Here is a 16913-nt window from a genome sequence, read left to right as displayed (position 1 = left end):
CAATTGCGATACCGGGCGATATGGGTCGCGGGGGCCGCCGGCGCCAGCGCCGCCCCCGCTCGCTTGTCGAGGCTCGGCCCGCGTGTTAGCGGCCCTGCCGTTTGGGCAGTTCCGCGGCGTGATCCAGCGGCTCCCGCCGCGACAGCAATCCGCGCCGGCCCTGCCGGTCGATCGAGAAGGATGATCCGCATGGCCGATTCCCCGGCAGCGAACGGCAATGGCGGCGGCATGCCGCAGGGCGATGTGCCGACCATCAATGCCCTCGCGCAGTACACGAAGGATCTCTCCTTCGAGAACCCGAACGCGCCGCGCTCCCTGCAGCCCAAGGAGGGCCAGGGGCCGCAGATCAACATCCAGGTGAACGTCAACGCGCAGCAGCTCTCCGAGACCGACTTCGAGGTCGAGCTGAAGCTCGAGGGCGACGCCAAGGTCCAGAACGAGGTGCTGTTCGCCTTCGAGGTGACCTATGCGGGGGTCTTCCGGCTCCTCAACATCCCGGCCGACCAGATCCATCCGGCGGTGATGATCGAGTGCCCGCGCCTGCTCTTCCCCTTCGCCCGCCAGATCGTGGCCGAGGCGGTGCGCAACGGCGGCTTCCCGCCCCTGTACATCGACCCGATCGATTTCGTCGGCCTCTACCGGCAGAAGGTGATGGAGCAGCAGGGCGCGACGGGCCCGCTCGCCTCCTGAGGAAGCGACCGGCGGCCGCTCACCGGCCGCCGGGACCGCGATAGGCCGCCGCCAGCGCGCGCAGGGCCTCCGCGGGGCGACCGGCCAAGCGGCGGGCGCGCAGCACGACGAAGGTGCGGGGCAGATCGGGCAGGCCGAACCGGCCGCCGACCTCCACGGCGCCGGACGGTGCCGTGCTCGGCGCCAGGGCCGCCACTGCGAGCCCGGCCATCACCGCCGCGCCGACCGCCAGCACCCCGCCGCCGACGAACACCTCCGTCCAGGCAAGGCCGGCCGCGTCGAGGACGCGCACCGCCGCGCCCCGGACAGTGCAGGGCCCCGCGAGGCCCGCGAGCCGCAGCGTTTCACCCGGCTCGGGCGCGGGAAAATCCGGTGCGGCGAACCAGCCCAGCCGCTCCTCCGCCAGAATCGTCCCGCCGTGCCCGGATTCGTCCTCGGTCCGGAGGATCACCGCGTCGAAGCCGCCCTCGCCGGACGATCCGAACGCCGCCAGGTCGCGCGAGGGCACGATCCGCACTTCCGTGATGAGCCCGGCCCGATCCAGCCCCAGGCGGCGCAGCAGCGCGGGCAGGTCCGGGCCGGCGACGTGATCGCTGATTCCAAGGCTCAGCCGGGCCGGCACCGCGCCCGCCACGTCGGCCACGGCGCTGTCATGGGCCTCCAGCAGACGCCGGGCTGCCGGAAGGAACAGGGCACCCTGCCGGGTCACATCCACGTGCCGCGGAGTCCGGTCCAGGAGGCGTGTGCCGAGCCTGTCCTCCAGGCGCTTCAGGCGCAAGCTGATCGCCGCCTGCGACGTGGCGAGCGCCTCGGCGGCCCGCGTGAAGCTGCCGAGATCGACCACGCGGACGAAGGCCAGAACACCTTCAAGATCGAGGGGCCGATCGATGGTCATAACGAATCCTTATCATAGATACCGTGCGTGATATGTCGCCGTTATCGCGGCCGCGTGCAAATCTGGCGCTCCTTTCAGGAGTGTTCCATGCTGATCGCCCGCTACCGGCATCGTCTGCCGGCCGACTACGCCATGGACAGGATCCGCGAGCGCGTCGCCGCCCGCGCGCCGGCCTGGGACGCGGTGCCCGGCCTCGTCTTCAAGGCTTTCGCGATCGAGGATCGGGCGCGCGGGGCGGCGGCCAACGCCTACAGCTCCCTCTATCTCTGGCAGGATGCCGGCGCAGCCGCCGATTTCCTGGCCGGATCCGGCTTCCGCGCCGTGATCGAGGGCTTCGGCCGCCCTCGGATCGAGACCTGGCTGACCGTCGCCTCCGCCTTCGGACCGGGCGGCTCGGCGCGCACGCTCGCGGAGGAGACCCGGCTCGTCGCACCCGCGGAGGATCTCGCCGGCCTGCGCGACGACGAGGTGAGCCGTGGGCGCGACATCGCGGCGGAACGCGACGTCCTTGCGACCGTGGCCGGCCTCGATCCCGACGGATGGCGGCTCATCCGGTTCACCCTCCGGGCTGAGCCGGCCGCCGCGGCGTCCGAGGCCGAGATCGCCCATCTCGCCGCGCCGGGCCTCGCCGCGACCCGCGGCCGCTGATTCCCCTCCCCAGGAACCAAGCCATGCCTCTGACCCGCATCTCCCTGCGCGCCGGAACGACCGACGCCTACCGGGCCGCCCTCGTTGCGGGGGTCTACGACGCCATGCGCGAGACCTTCGCGGTGCCGGAGGGCGACCTGTTCGCCCTCGTGCATCAGCATGACGCCCCGGATTTCGTCTACGGTCCCGATTATCTCGGGATCCGGCGCAGCAAGCGCCTCGTGATCATCCAGATCACCGCCAACGCCACGCGCGGCACCGAACAGAAGCGCGCCCTCTACGCCGCCGTGACGCGCAATCTCACGCGCGATCCCGGCTTGGCGCCGGCGGATGTCTTCATCAACCTCGTCGAGGTCAGCCCGGAAAACTGGTCGTTCGGAGACGGGCTGATGCAGTACGGCCCGCCTGAACCGTGACGCCTGAGAGAGCGAAGCCGCAGGGCTGCCCGTGCGGCGAAGCGGCGGCGATCCGGGCTTGACCGTTCCAGGGTCCAAGTACAGGTCCGGGGCCCGAAACGGCTCCAGGATCGCATGGCTCCCACCGCTAACCTCGCCCTGATCAACCTGTTCATCGGAGACATCCAAGGCGGCCTCGGACCCTTCCTCGGAACCTGGCTGGCGCAATCGGCCTCTTGGAGCCCGGCCCGGGTCGGGTTCGTCATCACCCTGGTGGGGATCGGCACGCTGTTCCTGAGCGGTCCATTCGGTGCCCTGGTGGACCGGTTCCCGCGCCCGCGTCTGCTGATCGCTCTGGCCTGCGGTGCGATCCTGGCGGGAACGCTGCTGCTTCTGCCGGCCCGCAGCGTCCCGGCGGTGCTGGGCGCGCAGCTCCTCGCCGCGGCCGGAGGCACCCTGCTGCTGCCCGCCGTCGCGTCGCTGACCCTGGGGATCGTCGGGAAGGAGCGGTTCCCCACCCAGCAGGGGCGCAACCAGGCCTTCAATCACATCGGAATCCTGGTCGCGGCGGGCGGGATCAGCCTCGGGACCGGCTATTTCGGCCCGGCGATCGCGTTCTGGGTGCTCGGCGGCATGGCGCTGGCGGCGATCGTCGCGACACTGACGACGCCGGTCGGAGCCTGGAACCGCCGCCGTGCCGTCGGCTGGAAGGAGGACGATTCGGACGAGCCGGAGCGCGGGGGCATCCGCCAGCTCCTGGGGAATCGCCGCCTGCTGGTGTTGACGGTGGCGCTGAGCCTGTTCAATCTCGGCAATGGCGGCATGCTCTCGCTGCTCGGCCAGAAGCTGGTGGCGACCGCGGCCGACGCGACGACCTGGACGGCCCGCTACGTGATGGTCGCGCAGCTGGTGATGGTCCCGGTGGCGCTGTTTGCCGGATCGCTCGCCGACAAGCGTGGCCGCCGCCAATTGCTGATGGTCGCCTTCGCCGTCCTGCCGGTACGGGCGCTCCTGTCAGGCCTGATCGACGATCCCGTCTGGCTGATCGCCGCCGAGGTGCTGGACGGCGTCGCCTCGGGCATCGTCGGGGTGGCCGTGCCGGTGGTGGTCGCGGACCTGACCTGGGGATCGGGACGAACCCAGACGGCCCTCGGCAGCGTCAACGCCGTGCAGGGCGTCGGTGGCGCGCTCTCGGGCTGGTATGGCGGCCTGTCCTACGGGCTGTTCGGCTGGACCGGCGCCTTCCTGGCCCTCGGCGTGCCGGCGCTCGTCGCGCTGGCGCTGGTGATCTGGCTCGACGCCACCCCCGAGCCCGGCCGGCGCCGGCGCCGGCGGGAGCTGCGCAGCGCCGCCATTCAGGAGGCGTGAGGCGCCGCCCGAACCGGCTTCTCGGTCATGCGCCTCGCATCGTCCCGTCCTCGCGGGTGCAGCGAAGCAGTCCTGACAGCGCCCCGTCGGCCACGCGCGCGCTGCCGACGGCCGCTTCACCGGGCCCGCGAGGACGGGCCCGGTGAGCCGGCGACCCTCGAAAACACGAAAGCCCGGCCGCGGGGCCGGGCTTCGGGACGACGATGCTGCGCCGCGCGGCTCAGCCGATATACGGGCTGCCGGTGGCGGCCGGGAACCGGTCGGCCAGCGCGCGGCGGAGTTTCTCCAGGGCGCGGTTCTCGATCTGGCGGACCCGCTCCTTCGAGATGCCGAGCCGCTGACCCAGAGCCTCCAGGGTCGCCTGATCCTCCGCGAGGCGCCGCTCGCGCAGGATGCGCAATTCGCGCTCGGACAGGACCGTCAGGGCCTGCTGAAGCCAGCTGAGGCGACGCTCGCCATCGACCGTGGCGCTCACGGTCTCGTCCGGCAGGGCGGCGCCGTCGACCAGGAAATCCATCCGCTCCGAGGACGCGTCGCTGTCCTCGCCCACGGGGGCGTTGAGCGACATGTCGGGGCCGGACAGGCGCGCATCCATCAGCGCGACGTCGTCGCGCGAGACGCCGATGGCGTTGGCGATGCGCCGGTGGATCTCGTCACCGACATGCTCCTCGGTGGATTGCATCAGCCGGGCGCGCAGCCGGCGCAGGTTGAAGAACAGGGCCTTCTGGGCCGAGGAGGTGCCGCCGCGCACGATCGACCAGTTGCGCAGGATGTAATCCTGGATCGAGGCCCGGATCCACCACGTCGCGTAGGTGGAGAAGCGGACATCCCGCTCCGGCTCGAAACGGGCGGCGGCCTCCATCAGGCCGACATGACCTTCCTGAACCAGATCGGCCATCGGCAGGCCGTAGTGACGAAAACGCCCCGCCAGGGCGATGACGAGGCGCATATGGGCCGAGATCAGACGGTGGAGGGCCCGCTCGTCCCGCTCGTCCTTCCATCGGACGGCGAGGCCACGCTCTTCTTCCCTCGCCAGAAAGGGTGCCTCCATGGCAGTCCGTATGAACTGCCGTCGAATTCCCGCGATCTCAGCCATCCGCCTGCCTCTTGTTGCCGAGTGCTGTTGCGGCGCCGGGCCAATGCCGCGACGCCAGGCAACCGACAACGGGAGGCCAAACGCGAAAGTTCCGTCCCGCTGCCCCAGAATGCGACAGCCGGGCAGCCACGATTTCGTGTTCCGTCCGGATGACATGGGATCGCCGGTCGCGCCGTCCAGTCCAGGATCCGCAAAACGACGGCGCGGAGGCGCTGTCCCGATTCCGCGACGCATAAAAAAACCCGGCCCCCAGGGCCGGGTTCTCTGCCGTCTGTTGGGAGAAGCGCGCCTCAGGCGGCTTCCTCCTGAAGGTCGTCGCCCTCGTTGTCCCCTTCGGCCTCGGCCTCGGGCTCGGCCTCGTTCTTGGCCCGGCGGGGCGACTTGGCGAGGCTCTGCTCGATCAGCTTCAGCGCCTCGGTCTCGGTGATGCGGTTGACCGAGGAGATCTCGCGCACGATCCGGTCCAGGGCGGCCTCGTAGAGCTGCCGCTCGGAGTAGGACTGCTCGGGCTGGGCCTCGGAGCGGAACAGGTCGCGCACGACCTCCGTCACCGAAAGCAGATCGCCCGAGTTGATCTTGGCCTCGTATTCCTGGGCGCGGCGCGACCACATGGTGCGCTTGACCCGGGCACGGCCGGTCAGCAGGTCGAGCGCCTTCTTCACCAGTTCCGGCTCGGCGAGCTTGCGCATGCCGACGCTGTTGGCCTTCGCGGTGGGGACGCGCAGGACCATCTTGTCCTTCTCGAACGAGACGACGAACAGCTCAAGCTTGTAGCCCGCGATCTCCTGCTCCTCGATCGCCGTGATGCGACCGACGCCGTGGGCCGGATACACGACAGCCTCGCCGGTCTTGAAGCCCTGCCGGCCTGCGGTCGTCGTCTTCTTGGCTGTGGTCATGCGAGAAGGGCCTCCACTGGCGCGCAGCGTTCGGCGCCGCGCGAAACCGTGTTCTTCCGGGCGGGACACCCGGTCTGCCTCGCCGCTCCCGAGACCCCGCGCGCAGCACGAGATTCTCGGTCGTTCCCCGGCGCGGCCGTGCGAACGCCTTGCCCGCCCACCGAAGTCAGTTCGGCGGTCGGGCGCGTACTACTCCTAACCCGCGAAGATCGAAGGTGTTTCGGCCGGAGGGAGCACGTCAGGCGCGAGCGACGGCAGGCGGATTGTCTACCACAATCCGGCGCGCAGATCAAAGCATCCCTGAAGACGCACGCGCGGGCCAAGCGCGGCGCCAAAGAGTTTTACACTGGTGCGGCGGGACAGGAATGACCTGACCGCGTATCAGGGCTTCGTATGACGCAGCCCCATCGCGCAGTTCAACGGCGGGGCGGCGTCAGGTCCTGCGGATCTCGGCCAGGTTCAGTCGCCGGAACCGGGGTTGGGCGAGAAATGCGCCTCCAGCTTCCCGGACTTGCCATCCCACTCCTTGGCGTCGGCCGGCGCCTCTTTCTTCTGCGTGATGTTGGGCCAGGTCTTGGCGTAGTCGGCGTTCAGCTTCAGCCACGTGTCGAGATTCGACTCCGTGTCGGGCTTGATCGCCTCGGCGGGGCATTCCGGCTCGCAGACACCGCAATCGATGCACTCGTCCGGGTGAATGACGAGCATGTTCTCGCCTTCGTAGAAGCAATCCACCGGACAGACCTCGACGCAGTCCGTGTACTTGCACTTGATGCAATTGTCGGTGACGACGTAGGTCATCGGATGTCTTCGTCCTAAAACTCGACTCGGCCCGGGCGGAGCCTGGGGACGGCCCGCATGCCCCGGGGGGCGCTGCGAGGGAAACGCCGGTGAGGCCCGGCGCGGAGCCGGGCCTCGGAGGCCCACGGCTCTAGACGCTGCCTCCCGGGCTGACAAGCGTGCGGGCGCCGCATGCGGTTCGTGCCGGGTCGCTCGCGCGGTCTCTGTGGCGCGGCCTCATCACTCGGGCGGCTCTTCCGGCCGGGCGCTGCCCGACAGGTCGTCGTAGAGCAGCCGCGCCTCGGGGGCCGGGCCCCGCCGCAGGCCGAGTCCGAGCACCCGCACCGCCAGGGTCGCGTGCGGCGCGGCGACCGTCACCACATCGCCGACGCCGATGGCTTTCGCGGGATTCTCGGCCCGGATTCCGTTCACCCGCACGAAGCCGTCCGAGGCCAGCCGTGCCGCGAGCGACCGGGTCCGGGCGAAGCGCGCGAACCACAGCCACTTGTCGAGGCGCTGCCGATCCTCCCGCATCCGCGGCGGGGATCAGCGTTTCCCGCCGTCGCCGGCTTCGAGCTGCGCCTTGAGCGCAGCCAGCTTGGCGAAGGGCGAATCCGGATCCGGCGCCCGCTCACGCCGCGGCGGCCGCTGGTCGGGCCGCGGGCCGGCATGGCGCTGCTCCGCATTGCGCTGATCGTCGCGGCGTTCCGGCCGGCCGGCCTCGAAGCGGTCGCGGCGCGGACCGCGATCCCGCCCGGGGCGGGGGCCGCCGCCATCGCCCTCGGCCCGACGCTGCTCGGGCCGACCGCCCTCCGGACGGCCCGGTCCCGCATTCTGGCCCTGCTGGCCGCCGTCCCGGCCGCGACCGGGACCGCGGGGACGGTTCTGCGGACGCTGGTGCGCCGGGCGCTGATGCCGCTGCAGCCGCCAGACCTCGATCTGGGGGATCTCGGTCTCCGGTCCGCCCTCCGCAAGCGCGTCCGCCGGGGTGGCCGGATCCGTGTCTGCGGCAGCTTCGGCCGGATCCGCCTCGGCCGTCACGGGTGCGGCCTCGCCGGCTTCGGCCGCGGGCTCGAGCGCAGGCGCGGCCTCGACGGGCGCTTCGGCCGGGACGGGCGCGGCCTCGATTTCGGCTGCGGCGTCCGCGGGCGCCTCCGTCACGATCTCGGCGGCCGGACCCTCAGCGGCCGCGGGGGCTGCGGCCTCCTCGGTCGCCGTCCGGGTCTCGGTGCCGGTCGCCTCGGCTCCTTCAGAAGCCTCCGCAGCCGGGGGCTCGTCTCCGGCGGGTTCGACGGCGGCGGCCTGCGCGTCGACGGCCTCGTCGGAGGCCGCTTCAGCCGCGGCTGCCGGTGCGGCCGGCGTCGTGGCAGCGGCCGGGACGAGCGGCACCGTGATGGCGGGGCCGGGCCGCGTCTCCGCGTTGTAGCCGAGCGACTTTAGGATGGAGGCGAAATCCTCGCCCGAGCAGCCGACCAGCGAGGTCATGCCGACGGTGGCCACGAAGCCGTCGCCGTCGGCGGTGCCGTCCGGCGGGGCGCCCGGCGTGGTGCCGGGCCGATAGGCGATCGCCGGGCGGATCAGGTCGGCGAGCCGCTCCAGGATGTCGACGCGCACGGCCCGCTCGCCGCTGACCCGGAAGCCGGCGGCGCGGTAGAGCCCCTTGGCGATCTCGCGGTCGACCTTGATCGAGGTGCGGCCGGAGCCGGCCAGATGCGCGATCTCGTCGAGGCCGCGCTGGTCGAGGCCGCCGTTGCGCAGGGCCCAGAGCTGGGCCGCGAGCGTCCGGGGCGCCGGCTTGAGCAGGGCCGGCAGGAAGATGTGGTAGGCGCCGAAGCGGACGCCGTGGCGGCGCAGCGCCCCGCGGCCGTCCTGGTCGAGGCTGCGCATCTCGTGCGCCACCTTGGAGCGCTCCAGCACGCCGAGCGCCTCGACCACCTGGTAGCCGATGCCCTTGGCAAGACCGGTGAGGTCGGCCGCGGTCTCGATCTCCATGAGCGGGCCGAGCAGGCGCACGATATAGGCCTTCAGCCACGCATCCAGGCGCGCCTCGACCTTCTCGCGATGGGCGCCGGTGAGGCTATCGTCCGCCAGCAGACGGATCTGCGGGGCGAACAGCTTCTCGCCGGGCGTGAGCTTGGCGACGGGCGCACCGGTCCACCGGATCGTCCCGTCATGCGCGAGCACGAGCGTCGAATCAGCGGTCGCGGCGAATCGTTCGGCCCGCGCCTCGATCTCGCCGGCGAGCGCCTTCTCGGCGGCGCTCCTCAGAGTCTTGGCCTCGTGCCCCTCCGCGCTGGCATCGGGAACGAACAGGAATCCGTGAAGGTGGCCGACATGCTGACCCTCGACGGTAACGTCACCGTCGGGGGTGATCTGGGCTTCGAGCATCGTGTTCTCTCTCAGGCGCCGCATCAGGACGCTTGTGCGCCGGTCGACGAAGCGGCTCGCGAGGCGTTCGTGCAGGGCGTCGGACAGCCTGTCCTCTACCCGACGCGTCTCGCCCTGCCAATGTTCTGGGTCGCGCAGCCAATCGGGACGGTTTGCCACGAAGGTCCAGGTGCGTCCCTGCGCGATCCGGCGGGACAGCGTGTCGATGTCGCCGTCGGTGCGGTCGATCATCGCCACCTGCTCGGCGAACCATGTGTCGGGGATCCGGCCGGCCATGCCCTTCATGAGGAATCGGTAGAGCTGGGCCACGAGGTCGGCATGCACCTGCGGGTGGACCTTGCGGTAGTCCGGCACGCCGCAGACGTCCCACAGCCTCCGGACAGTGGCGGCGCTCCGCGCCATGTCGCGGATGTCGTCCTCCTTCATCAGGATCTCGAGCGCCTGCTGGTCCTCGCCCATCGGGGCGCGGGTCAGGCCTGATTCGCGCGGGTGCTCGTCCAGGCTCGCCTGCAAGCCCTCCAGGCTGCCGAAGCTGAGATCCGGGTTGCGCCATTGCAGGATGCGCAGCGGGTCGAAATCGTGGCTCTCCAGGCGCTCCACCAGTTCGGCCTCGAAGGGCGGGCAGCGGCCGGTGGAGCCGAAGGTGCCGTCCGCGAGGTGGCGCCCGGCCCGGCCGGCGATCTGGCCCATCTCGGCGGGGGTGAGCTTGCGGAAGCGGGTGCCGTCGTATTTCCAGTTGGCCGCGAAGGCGACGTGGTCGACGTCGAGGTTGAGCCCCATCCCGACCGCGTCGGTGGCGACGAGGTAGTCGACGTCCCCCGCCTGGTACATCTCGACCTGGGCATTGCGGGTCCGGGGCGAGAGCGCGCCCAGCACCACCGCGGCCCCGCCCCGCTGGCGGCGGATCAGCTCGGCGATCGCGTAGACCTCCTCGGCCGAGAACGCCACGATGGCGGTGCGCCGGGGCAGACGCGACAGCCGCTTCTCCCCGGCGAAGGAGAGCTGCGACAGCCGCGGCCGGGTCGTGGTGTGGACGTTCGGGATCAGGCTCTGGACCAGCGGCAGCATGGTCGAGGAGCCGATCAGCAGGGTCTCCTCCCGGCCGCGCACGTAGAGCAGGCGGTCGGTGAAGACGTGGCCGCGGTCCATGTCGGCGGCGAGCTGGATCTCGTCGATGGCGACGTAAGCCACGTCGAGGTCGCGGGGCATCGCCTCGATGGTGCAGATCCAGTAGCGCGGCCGGTCCGGCTTGATCTTCTCCTCACCGGTGACCAGCGCGACCTTCTCGGGGCCGACCTTGGCGACGACGCGCAGATAGACCTCCCGGGCGAGCAGCCGCAGGGGCAGCCCGATCATGCCGGTCGGGTGTGCGAGCATCCGCTCGATGGCGAGATGCGTCTTTCCGGTATTGGTCGGCCCGAGGACCGCGGTGACGCCGCGGGCGCGGGCATCGCGGGACAGCGAGCGGCTGGGCGAGGGGCGGAGCAGCGCGTCGATGGTCGGCGGTTCCTTCGGCCGGGACGGCCGTCGCGGCGCCGTCGCGGCGCGGAAGGCGGGCTCGACCGGCCGGTCGCGTCAGGGACGGTAGGGCCGGTACGATCCTCCCCCATATGGGATGCCGCCCCCGCCAGGTCCAATCTCCGGCGTGATCATCGGGTAGACGTCGATCTGCGTCGTCGGCGTGCCCGGCTGGGGTGCGACATCGGCGCAGAGCGTTTGAGGGACCGCCACGAGGGGACCGCGGCGCGGCGGCTTGTTCTCGACGACCTCGGCCGACGAGAAGGCGTCGCCGCCGCAACCGGGCTCGGCAGTGCCGGCGCTCAGGGGCTGGGCGGCGGCCGGGCCGGTGAGCGCGGCCAGGGCAAGGGCGATTCGGAGAGCGGACGGTCGCATGCGCGAATTATCGCGCGGAACGTGAAGATTCCCCCCACCGTCGCGCGGGAAGATCGCGGAGGCCGCGTCGACCGAGGGTTGCGAGCCGGTCGCGGATCAGTCCACGCCCTCGACGAGGACCACCTCGCCGATCCCCGCGGGCCGGCGCCTGGCCACGGCGGCCTGGTATTCGGGCGAGAAGTAGTAGGTGCGGGCCGCCTCGTAGGACTCGAACTCCAGCACGACGTTGCGCGGACGGCCCTCGCCCTCCAGCGCCTCGCAGCGGCGTGCAGCCGTATTTGCGCATGGCCTCGGAGGCCATGGCGGCGTATTCCTTGTAGGTGTCCGGGTCGGTGACCGTCATCCGGACGATGATGTAGCCCTTGGGCATTGGCTGGCCTCCCTGGCGCGTCTGCCGCGCCGCGCGGACGTGCCGGGAAAGCCGCCGACGGTCAAACCGCCGCTACTGCCCGGACAGGCTCGCCTGCGCGACGCTGGTGCCGGCAGCGCCCGCCGTCCCGGTCGCGCCCGCGGTGCCGCCCTGGCTCCAGCGCGTCGCCTCGATGATGTTGGTGCCGATCGTGGTGAGCACCGAGATGCGCAGCGGGATCAGGACGCGGGTCCCTTCGACGGGAGCGAGCCAGACCGACATCTCGCGGTTCTCCTCCATGAACTTCACCCCCGGCCGGTCCGGGCGGTGGCCGGCCACCGCCTGGTAGCGGGCGGTGCAGACGAGGACCGGGCCGGCATAACCCGGCTTCTGCACCGGGCGGGTCTCGGCGTAGTTCAGCACCACGTTGAAGCGCGTGGCGCCGTCGAAGACCGGAAGGGTCCGGTTGCAATTCTCCGGGTCCAGGGGCTCGCCGCGCCCCTGGGTCGGCATCAGAAGGGCGCTGACCGGATCGATGATGCCGCGCTTGTTGGCGGCGGTGACCGGCACGCGGTCCTGCATGTCGACGAGGGGCGGCGTGACCTCGGCCTGGACCACGTTGCCGTGCGCCAGGGCCATGCGCACCGCGATGCCGGAACTCGCCGTCTGGGTCGCGATGGCGAAGGCGCCGGGCTGCGGTGCTGCCGTGAAGCTGCCGGAGGCCCGGGCCGAGCCCTTGCCGCCGGTGATCGCGCCGACGAGGCCCGTGAGCACCGCCGACACGTCCATGAGGTAGCGGTCGCGGTCGAAGGACCCGGCCAGGCGCGCCGTGCCGATCGGCAGGCCGGCGAGGTTGATGCCGTAATCGACCGCCACGGTTGCGGCGGCCGCAGCGGCCCGCTTCGAGCGCGACGCGCGCGCTGCGGCATCGGTCGGGGCCGCGAGGGCGGCGACCGCGAGGAGGCTGACCGCGAGACGCCCGGCAGCGTGCTTTGTCACAGGCTTGATCATCCGACGGACTGGCGTGGCGCTCATGATCCGGATCGCATCCCAGGATGGGCAATCCGAGACACGTGCTCGGACAGACCCTCTCGAACACACCCGCTCGTCGGCCGCCTCTCGACGCCCGAAGCCGGGAGAGACGCCTTCCTGCAGGTGGAAGAAGGCTATATCCCGGCATCGTGGTTAACAGACCGTTGGGCGGCTGCCGCGGCCGCGGCGTCGGCCGGCACCTTGACGCACCGCGGCTTCGTCGCCTATAGGCTCGCGCCTTCAACAGGACTCCGCCGGACCTGGAAGACGCAATGGGCGCCGCCCGCTGCGACGATGATCGCGCTGGCCGCGATCGGGTCTGTTCGGGCGGAACGAGACGGGATCGTTTTTTATCATGGCACGCCGCTGCGAACTCACCGGCAAGGCCGTTCAGGTCGGCCACCTCGTGAGCCACTCGAACCGCAAGACCAAGTGCCGGTTCCTTCCGAACCTGTGCAACGTCACCCTTCAGTCCGACGCGCTGGGCAAGCGCGTTCGCCTGCGGGTCACCGCACATGCCCTGCGCTCGGTGGAGCACCGCGGCGGCCTCGACGCCTTCCTGATCAAGGCCGGCGAGGGCGACCTGTCGCAGACCGCCCGCCTCCTGAAGCGCGAGATCCACAAGAAGCTCGCCGAGGCTCCGGCCGCCGCGGCCTGAGCCCCAGGCTTCGCGCCTTCCTTATCGGACGGGTTGAGCCGCCGTGGCCCTTGAGGCCGCGGCGGTTTCCGCTTGAGCGCCGGGCAGTCTGAGACGGACAACCCCGTTCACGGCCTCATCCTGAGATACCCGCGCCAGCGGGCCTCGAAGGAGGGCTCCAGGGATCGCGCGGCCGGCCGGATCCCTCCTTCGTCGCGGCTTCGCCGGAGCTCAGGACGAGGGGGGACGGACAGGCTGGAGGCGGGAGCACGGCAGTGGCCGCGCTGCGGACACGCTCAGCGCCGCCCCCCTGCTGTCCGCAGCATCCGGCCCGTCGGCGCGGACGCGCCGTCCTCCTCGAACAGTTCCGCCAGCTTCTCGGTCATCGCGCCACCGAGTTCCTCGGCGTCGATGATCGTCACGGCACGGCGATAGTAGCGCGTCACGTCGTGGCCGATGCCGATGGCGAGAAGCTCCACCGGCGAGCGCGTCTCGATCTCCTCGATCATCCAGCGCAGGTGCCGCTCCAGGTAGTTGCCGGCGTTAACCGAGAGGGTCGAATCGTCGACCGGCGCGCCGTCCGAGATCACCATCAGGATCTTGCGCTGCTCCGGCCGGCCGAGCAGGCGCTTGTGCGCCCAGTCGAGCGCCTCGCCGTCGATATTCTCCTTGAGCAGCCCCTCGCGCATCATCAGGCCGAGGTTCTTGCGCGCGCGGCGCCAGGGTGCGTCGGCCGACTTGTAGACGATGTGGCGCAGGTCGTTCAGGCGGCCGGGATTGACCGGCTTGCCGGCGGCGAGCCACGCCTCGCGGCTCTGACCGCCCTTCCAGGCCCGGGTGGTGAAGCCCAGGATCTCCACCTTCACGCCGCAGCGCTCCAGGGTCCGCGCCAGGATGTCGGCGCAGGTCGCCGCCACGGTGATCGGCCGGCCGCGCATCGAGCCCGAATTGTCGAGGAGCAGCGTGACGACCGTGTCGCGGAAATTCGTGTCCTTCTCCTGCTTGAAGGAGAGGGGCTGGTACGGGTCGATGACCACGCGCACGAGCCGTGCCGGATCGAGCTGGCCCTCTTCCAGATCGAAATCCCAGGCGCGGTTCTGCTGGGCCAGGAGTCGCCGCTGCAGCCGGTTGGCGAGGCGCCCGACCACGCCCTGCAGGTGCGAGAGCTGCTTGTCGAGGTAGGAGCGCAGGCGCGACAGCTCGTCGGCGTCGCACAGCTCCTCGGCGTGAATGACCTCGTCGAACCGGGGGTTGAACACCCGGTATTCCGGCCCGCGGGCCTCGTTGCCCTGCCGCTGCGGCGGGCGCGACGCTTCCGAGGCCTCCTCGGATTCCGCGTCCTCGGCCTCCTCGGGCAACTCGCCCGAGGGCGCGTCGGCGGATTCCTGAGCGCCATCCTCGATCTCGTCGGAGGCCTCCTCGGAGGTCTCGATCTCGGCGCGCTCGCCCTGGCTCTTCTCCTCCGAATCGCCCTCGCTCGGATTCTGCTCGTCGTCCTGGGCGTCGTTCTCGTCGTCGTTCTCGTCGTCCTCGGCGTCGAACGGCGTCTCGTCCGACATGTCGAGGGAGGTGAGGAGGTCGCGCACCGAGCGGGCGAACTTGCGCTGGTCCTCGATCGAGCCGAGCAGCCCGTCGAGATTCGGGCCGGCCTTGGCCTCGATATGCTCGCGCCACAACTCGACGATCTTGGCGGCGGCCTCGGGCGGCTTCTGACCGGTCAGGCGCTCGCGCACCATCAGGGCGACCGCGTCCTCCATCGGGGCGTCGGCCCGGTCGGTGATGTTTTCGTACTTGCCGCCCCGGTGGTAGCGGTCCTCCAGCATCGCCGTGATGTTGCTGGCGACCCCCGCCATCCGGCGCGAGCCGATCGCCTCGACCCGGGCCTGCTCGACCGCGTCGTAGACCGCCCGGGCGGCGGCATTCTCGGGGGCGAAGCGGCGATGCAAGGCGACGTCGTGACAGCCGAGGCGCAGCGCCATGGCGTCGGCGTTGCCGCGCAGCACGGCGACGTCCTGCGCCGAGAGCTTGCGCGGCGGCTCGGGGAGGCGCGCCTTGTCGCCGGTGAGCGCCGGCCGGTCGGTGGCGTAGGTGACCTCGACCTCGGAGCGCCGCGCGATGGCGCGCAGGCACCCCGCCACCGAGCGCTTCAGGGGCTCGGCCACGGGTTCGCGGCGCTCGCCGGGCTTGCGGTTGGAGATGGACATGCGGGCTACTTCTTCGCGGAATCGAGATCGAAGGGGCGAGCCCGGATCTCATCCCAGCTGTAGGGACAGGCAGACGGAAACTCGTCCGGCATCAGATGGGTCTCGTCGGCGGCCCAGTCGCGCGCGTCCGGGTAGGCCTGTGCCAGAGCCTCCTCGAGGCGGGCCTTGAGGCTCGGGCTCTCGGTCAGCAGACGGTCGAAGCGGCGGCGTTGCTCGCGGATCGAGTAGATCCAGCTCGGCGTGCGGTGCTCGGGCTGCTGATCCCACTTCAGCATGTGCATCAGGAGGACGCGCAGACAGCTGTAGAGCTTGGAGAATTCGCGCCTCGACACGTCCTCCAGCTCCTCCGCGACGCGCTCGACGTCGATCTCGTCGAACCGGCGGGCGCGGAGCAGGGCGACCTGCTCCCGCGCCCAGCTGTGAAGGTCGTCCTCGTAGCGCGTGCGGATGGCCGCGGACGAGGTGTCCACGTCCATCACAGCGGTCTCGGCCGGACGCGCCACGGGCTCCTCCATGCGGGTCAGCTCAGCGCGACGTTCACCGCGCTCTCGGGCAGCTCCTTGCCGAAGGCGCGCTGGTAGAACTCGGCCACCAATGTCCGCTCCAGCTCGTCGCACTTGTTCAGGAAGGTCACCCGGAAGGCGAAGCCGATATCCTTGAAGATGTCGGCGTTCTCGGCCCAGGTGATCACCGTGCGGGGGCTCATCACGGTGGACAGGTCGCCGTTCATGAAGGCGTTGCGGGTGAGATCGGCCACGCGCACCATCCGGTTGACGATGTCGCGGCCCTGGTCGCTCCGGTAATGGGTGGCCTTCGAGAGCACGATGTCGACCTCGCGGTCGTGCGGCAGGTAGTTCAGCGTGGTGACGATCGACCAGCGGTCCATCTGGCCCTGGTTGATCTGCTGCGTGCCGTGATAGAGGCCCGACGTGTCGCCGAGGCCCACCGTGTTGGCGGTGGCGAACAGCCGGAAGGCCGGGTGCGGGCGGATCACGCGCTTCTGGTCGAGCAGCGTCAGGCGGCCCGACAGCTCCAGCACGCGCTGGATCACGAACATCACGTCCGGACGCCCGGCATCGTACTCGTCGAACACGAGCGCGACGTTGTTCTGCAGCGCCCAGGGCAGGATGCCGTCCTGGAAGGCGGTCACCTGCTTGCCGTCCTGCAGGACGATCGCGTCCTTGCCGACGAGGTCGATGCGCGAGACGTGGCTGTCGAGGTTGATCCGGATGCACGGCCAGTTCAGCCGGGCGGCAACCTGCTCGATATGGGTCGACTTGCCGGTGCCGTGATAGCCGGTGACCATCACCCGGCGGTTGCGCGCGAAGCCGGCCAGAATCGCCAGAGTCGTCTCCCGGTCGAAGATGTAGTCCGGATCGAGATCCGGCACGTGCTCCTCGGGCTCGGAATAGGCCGGGACCTTGAGGTCGAGGTCGATGCCGAAGACCTCGCGGACGGAGATGGTGCGGTCGGGGAGCCGGGCGGGCGTATCGTCAGAGAGCATTCGGAACCTCGTGAGGCGCGGGCGCTCCACTCCCAACAGTGAAGCATCTGCGCGGAAGAACGTCGAGCCGGGCCTCCGCGGCGGGGCGGAGCCATCCTTAGACGGCGACGCGCGCGCGCGCCACCGACCGGCATGGATCCC

The 16913-nt window shown here is 70.7% G+C and carries 16 protein-coding genes and 1 pseudogene; 5 read left to right on the top strand and 12 right to left on the bottom strand.

Annotated features, from left to right (window positions below):
• Positions 1-189: 189 nt before the first annotated feature.
• Complete coding sequence (secB, locus tag CIW48_RS07620) at positions 190-690, top strand: protein-export chaperone SecB (RefSeq protein WP_149310263.1); 501 nt, start codon at positions 190-192, stop codon at positions 688-690.
• A gap of 19 nt (positions 691-709) precedes the next feature.
• Here secB and CIW48_RS07615 read toward each other — a convergent pair whose 3' ends face one another.
• The gene (locus CIW48_RS07615; protein ID WP_149310262.1) at positions 710-1585 is read right to left on the bottom strand and encodes a LysR family transcriptional regulator; all 876 of its coding nucleotides are present in this window, start codon (positions 1583-1585) and stop codon (positions 710-712) included.
• 87 nt (positions 1586-1672) lie between these two features.
• On the opposite strand from CIW48_RS07615, the gene CIW48_RS07610 reads away from it, so the two are divergent.
• From CIW48_RS07610 to CIW48_RS07600, 3 genes are all read left to right on the top strand, one after another.
• Complete coding sequence (locus tag CIW48_RS07610) at positions 1673-2233, top strand: DUF4865 family protein (protein ID WP_149310261.1); 561 nt, start codon at positions 1673-1675, stop codon at positions 2231-2233.
• A gap of 23 nt (positions 2234-2256) precedes the next feature.
• Positions 2257-2649: a tautomerase family protein gene (locus CIW48_RS07605; RefSeq protein WP_149310260.1), complete on the top strand. Its 393-nt coding sequence runs from the start codon at positions 2257-2259 to the stop codon at positions 2647-2649.
• A gap of 114 nt (positions 2650-2763) precedes the next feature.
• Entirely contained in the window at positions 2764-3996 is a 1233-nt protein-coding gene (locus CIW48_RS07600; RefSeq protein ID WP_149310259.1) for an MFS transporter, read from the top strand.
• Between the two features lie 220 nt (positions 3997-4216).
• On the opposite strand, the gene CIW48_RS07595 is transcribed toward CIW48_RS07600, so the two are convergent.
• The 8 genes and pseudogenes from CIW48_RS07595 to CIW48_RS07560 all read right to left on the bottom strand — a co-directional run bounded on the left by CIW48_RS07595 (position 4217) and on the right by CIW48_RS07560 (position 12430).
• Positions 4217-5092, bottom strand: coding sequence for an RNA polymerase factor sigma-32 (locus CIW48_RS07595; RefSeq protein WP_091778213.1), 876 nt, complete (start codon positions 5090-5092; stop codon positions 4217-4219).
• Positions 5093-5382: 290 nt separating this feature from the next.
• On the bottom strand, positions 5383-5988 hold the full coding sequence (locus CIW48_RS07590; RefSeq protein ID WP_091778215.1) for a CarD family transcriptional regulator: 606 nt from the start codon (positions 5986-5988) through the stop codon (positions 5383-5385).
• Positions 5989-6447: 459 nt separating this feature from the next.
• The gene (fdxA, locus tag CIW48_RS07585; protein ID WP_091778217.1) at positions 6448-6786 is read right to left on the bottom strand and encodes a ferredoxin FdxA; all 339 of its coding nucleotides are present in this window, start codon (positions 6784-6786) and stop codon (positions 6448-6450) included.
• A gap of 219 nt (positions 6787-7005) precedes the next feature.
• Entirely contained in the window at positions 7006-7299 is a 294-nt protein-coding gene (locus CIW48_RS07580; protein WP_149310258.1) for an RNA-binding S4 domain-containing protein, read from the bottom strand.
• 12 nt (positions 7300-7311) lie between these two features.
• Complete coding sequence (locus CIW48_RS07575) at positions 7312-10530, bottom strand: helicase-related protein (protein ID WP_149310257.1); 3219 nt, start codon at positions 10528-10530, stop codon at positions 7312-7314.
• Between the two features lie 198 nt (positions 10531-10728).
• The gene (locus tag CIW48_RS07570; protein ID WP_091778222.1) at positions 10729-11046 is read right to left on the bottom strand and encodes a hypothetical protein; all 318 of its coding nucleotides are present in this window, start codon (positions 11044-11046) and stop codon (positions 10729-10731) included.
• A 96-nt stretch (positions 11047-11142) separates the two neighbouring features.
• Positions 11143-11416, bottom strand: a pseudogene (locus CIW48_RS07565) (DUF1330 domain-containing protein).
• Between the two features lie 72 nt (positions 11417-11488).
• Complete coding sequence (locus tag CIW48_RS07560) at positions 11489-12430, bottom strand: DUF3108 domain-containing protein (RefSeq protein WP_246695157.1); 942 nt, start codon at positions 12428-12430, stop codon at positions 11489-11491.
• A gap of 352 nt (positions 12431-12782) precedes the next feature.
• On the opposite strand from CIW48_RS07560, the gene rpmB reads away from it, so the two are divergent.
• Positions 12783-13085, top strand: coding sequence for a 50S ribosomal protein L28 (gene rpmB / locus CIW48_RS07555; RefSeq protein ID WP_091778228.1), 303 nt, complete (start codon positions 12783-12785; stop codon positions 13083-13085).
• Between the two features lie 275 nt (positions 13086-13360).
• Here rpmB and cobT read toward each other — a convergent pair whose 3' ends face one another.
• Genes cobT through cobS form a run of 3 tightly spaced genes read right to left on the bottom strand, consistent with a single transcriptional unit; the run spans position 13361 to position 16772 of the window.
• Positions 13361-15268, bottom strand: coding sequence for a cobaltochelatase subunit CobT (gene cobT / locus CIW48_RS07550; RefSeq protein WP_149310256.1), 1908 nt, complete (start codon positions 15266-15268; stop codon positions 13361-13363).
• 5 nt (positions 15269-15273) lie between these two features.
• A complete protein-coding gene (locus CIW48_RS07545; protein ID WP_238194729.1) occupies positions 15274-15771 on the bottom strand; it encodes a DUF29 domain-containing protein in 498 nt (165 codons plus the stop codon).
• 17 nt (positions 15772-15788) lie between these two features.
• Entirely contained in the window at positions 15789-16772 is a 984-nt protein-coding gene (gene cobS / locus CIW48_RS07540; RefSeq protein WP_149310255.1) for a cobaltochelatase subunit CobS, read from the bottom strand.
• Between the last annotated feature and the right edge of the window lie 141 nt (positions 16773-16913).

It is taken from the genome of Methylobacterium sp. P1-11 (assembly GCF_008329595.1).
Lineage (GTDB): Bacteria > Pseudomonadota > Alphaproteobacteria > Rhizobiales > Beijerinckiaceae > Methylobacterium.
Note: the sequence above shows the minus strand (reverse complement) of the source record. Positions and strands in the feature narration are given on the sequence as shown.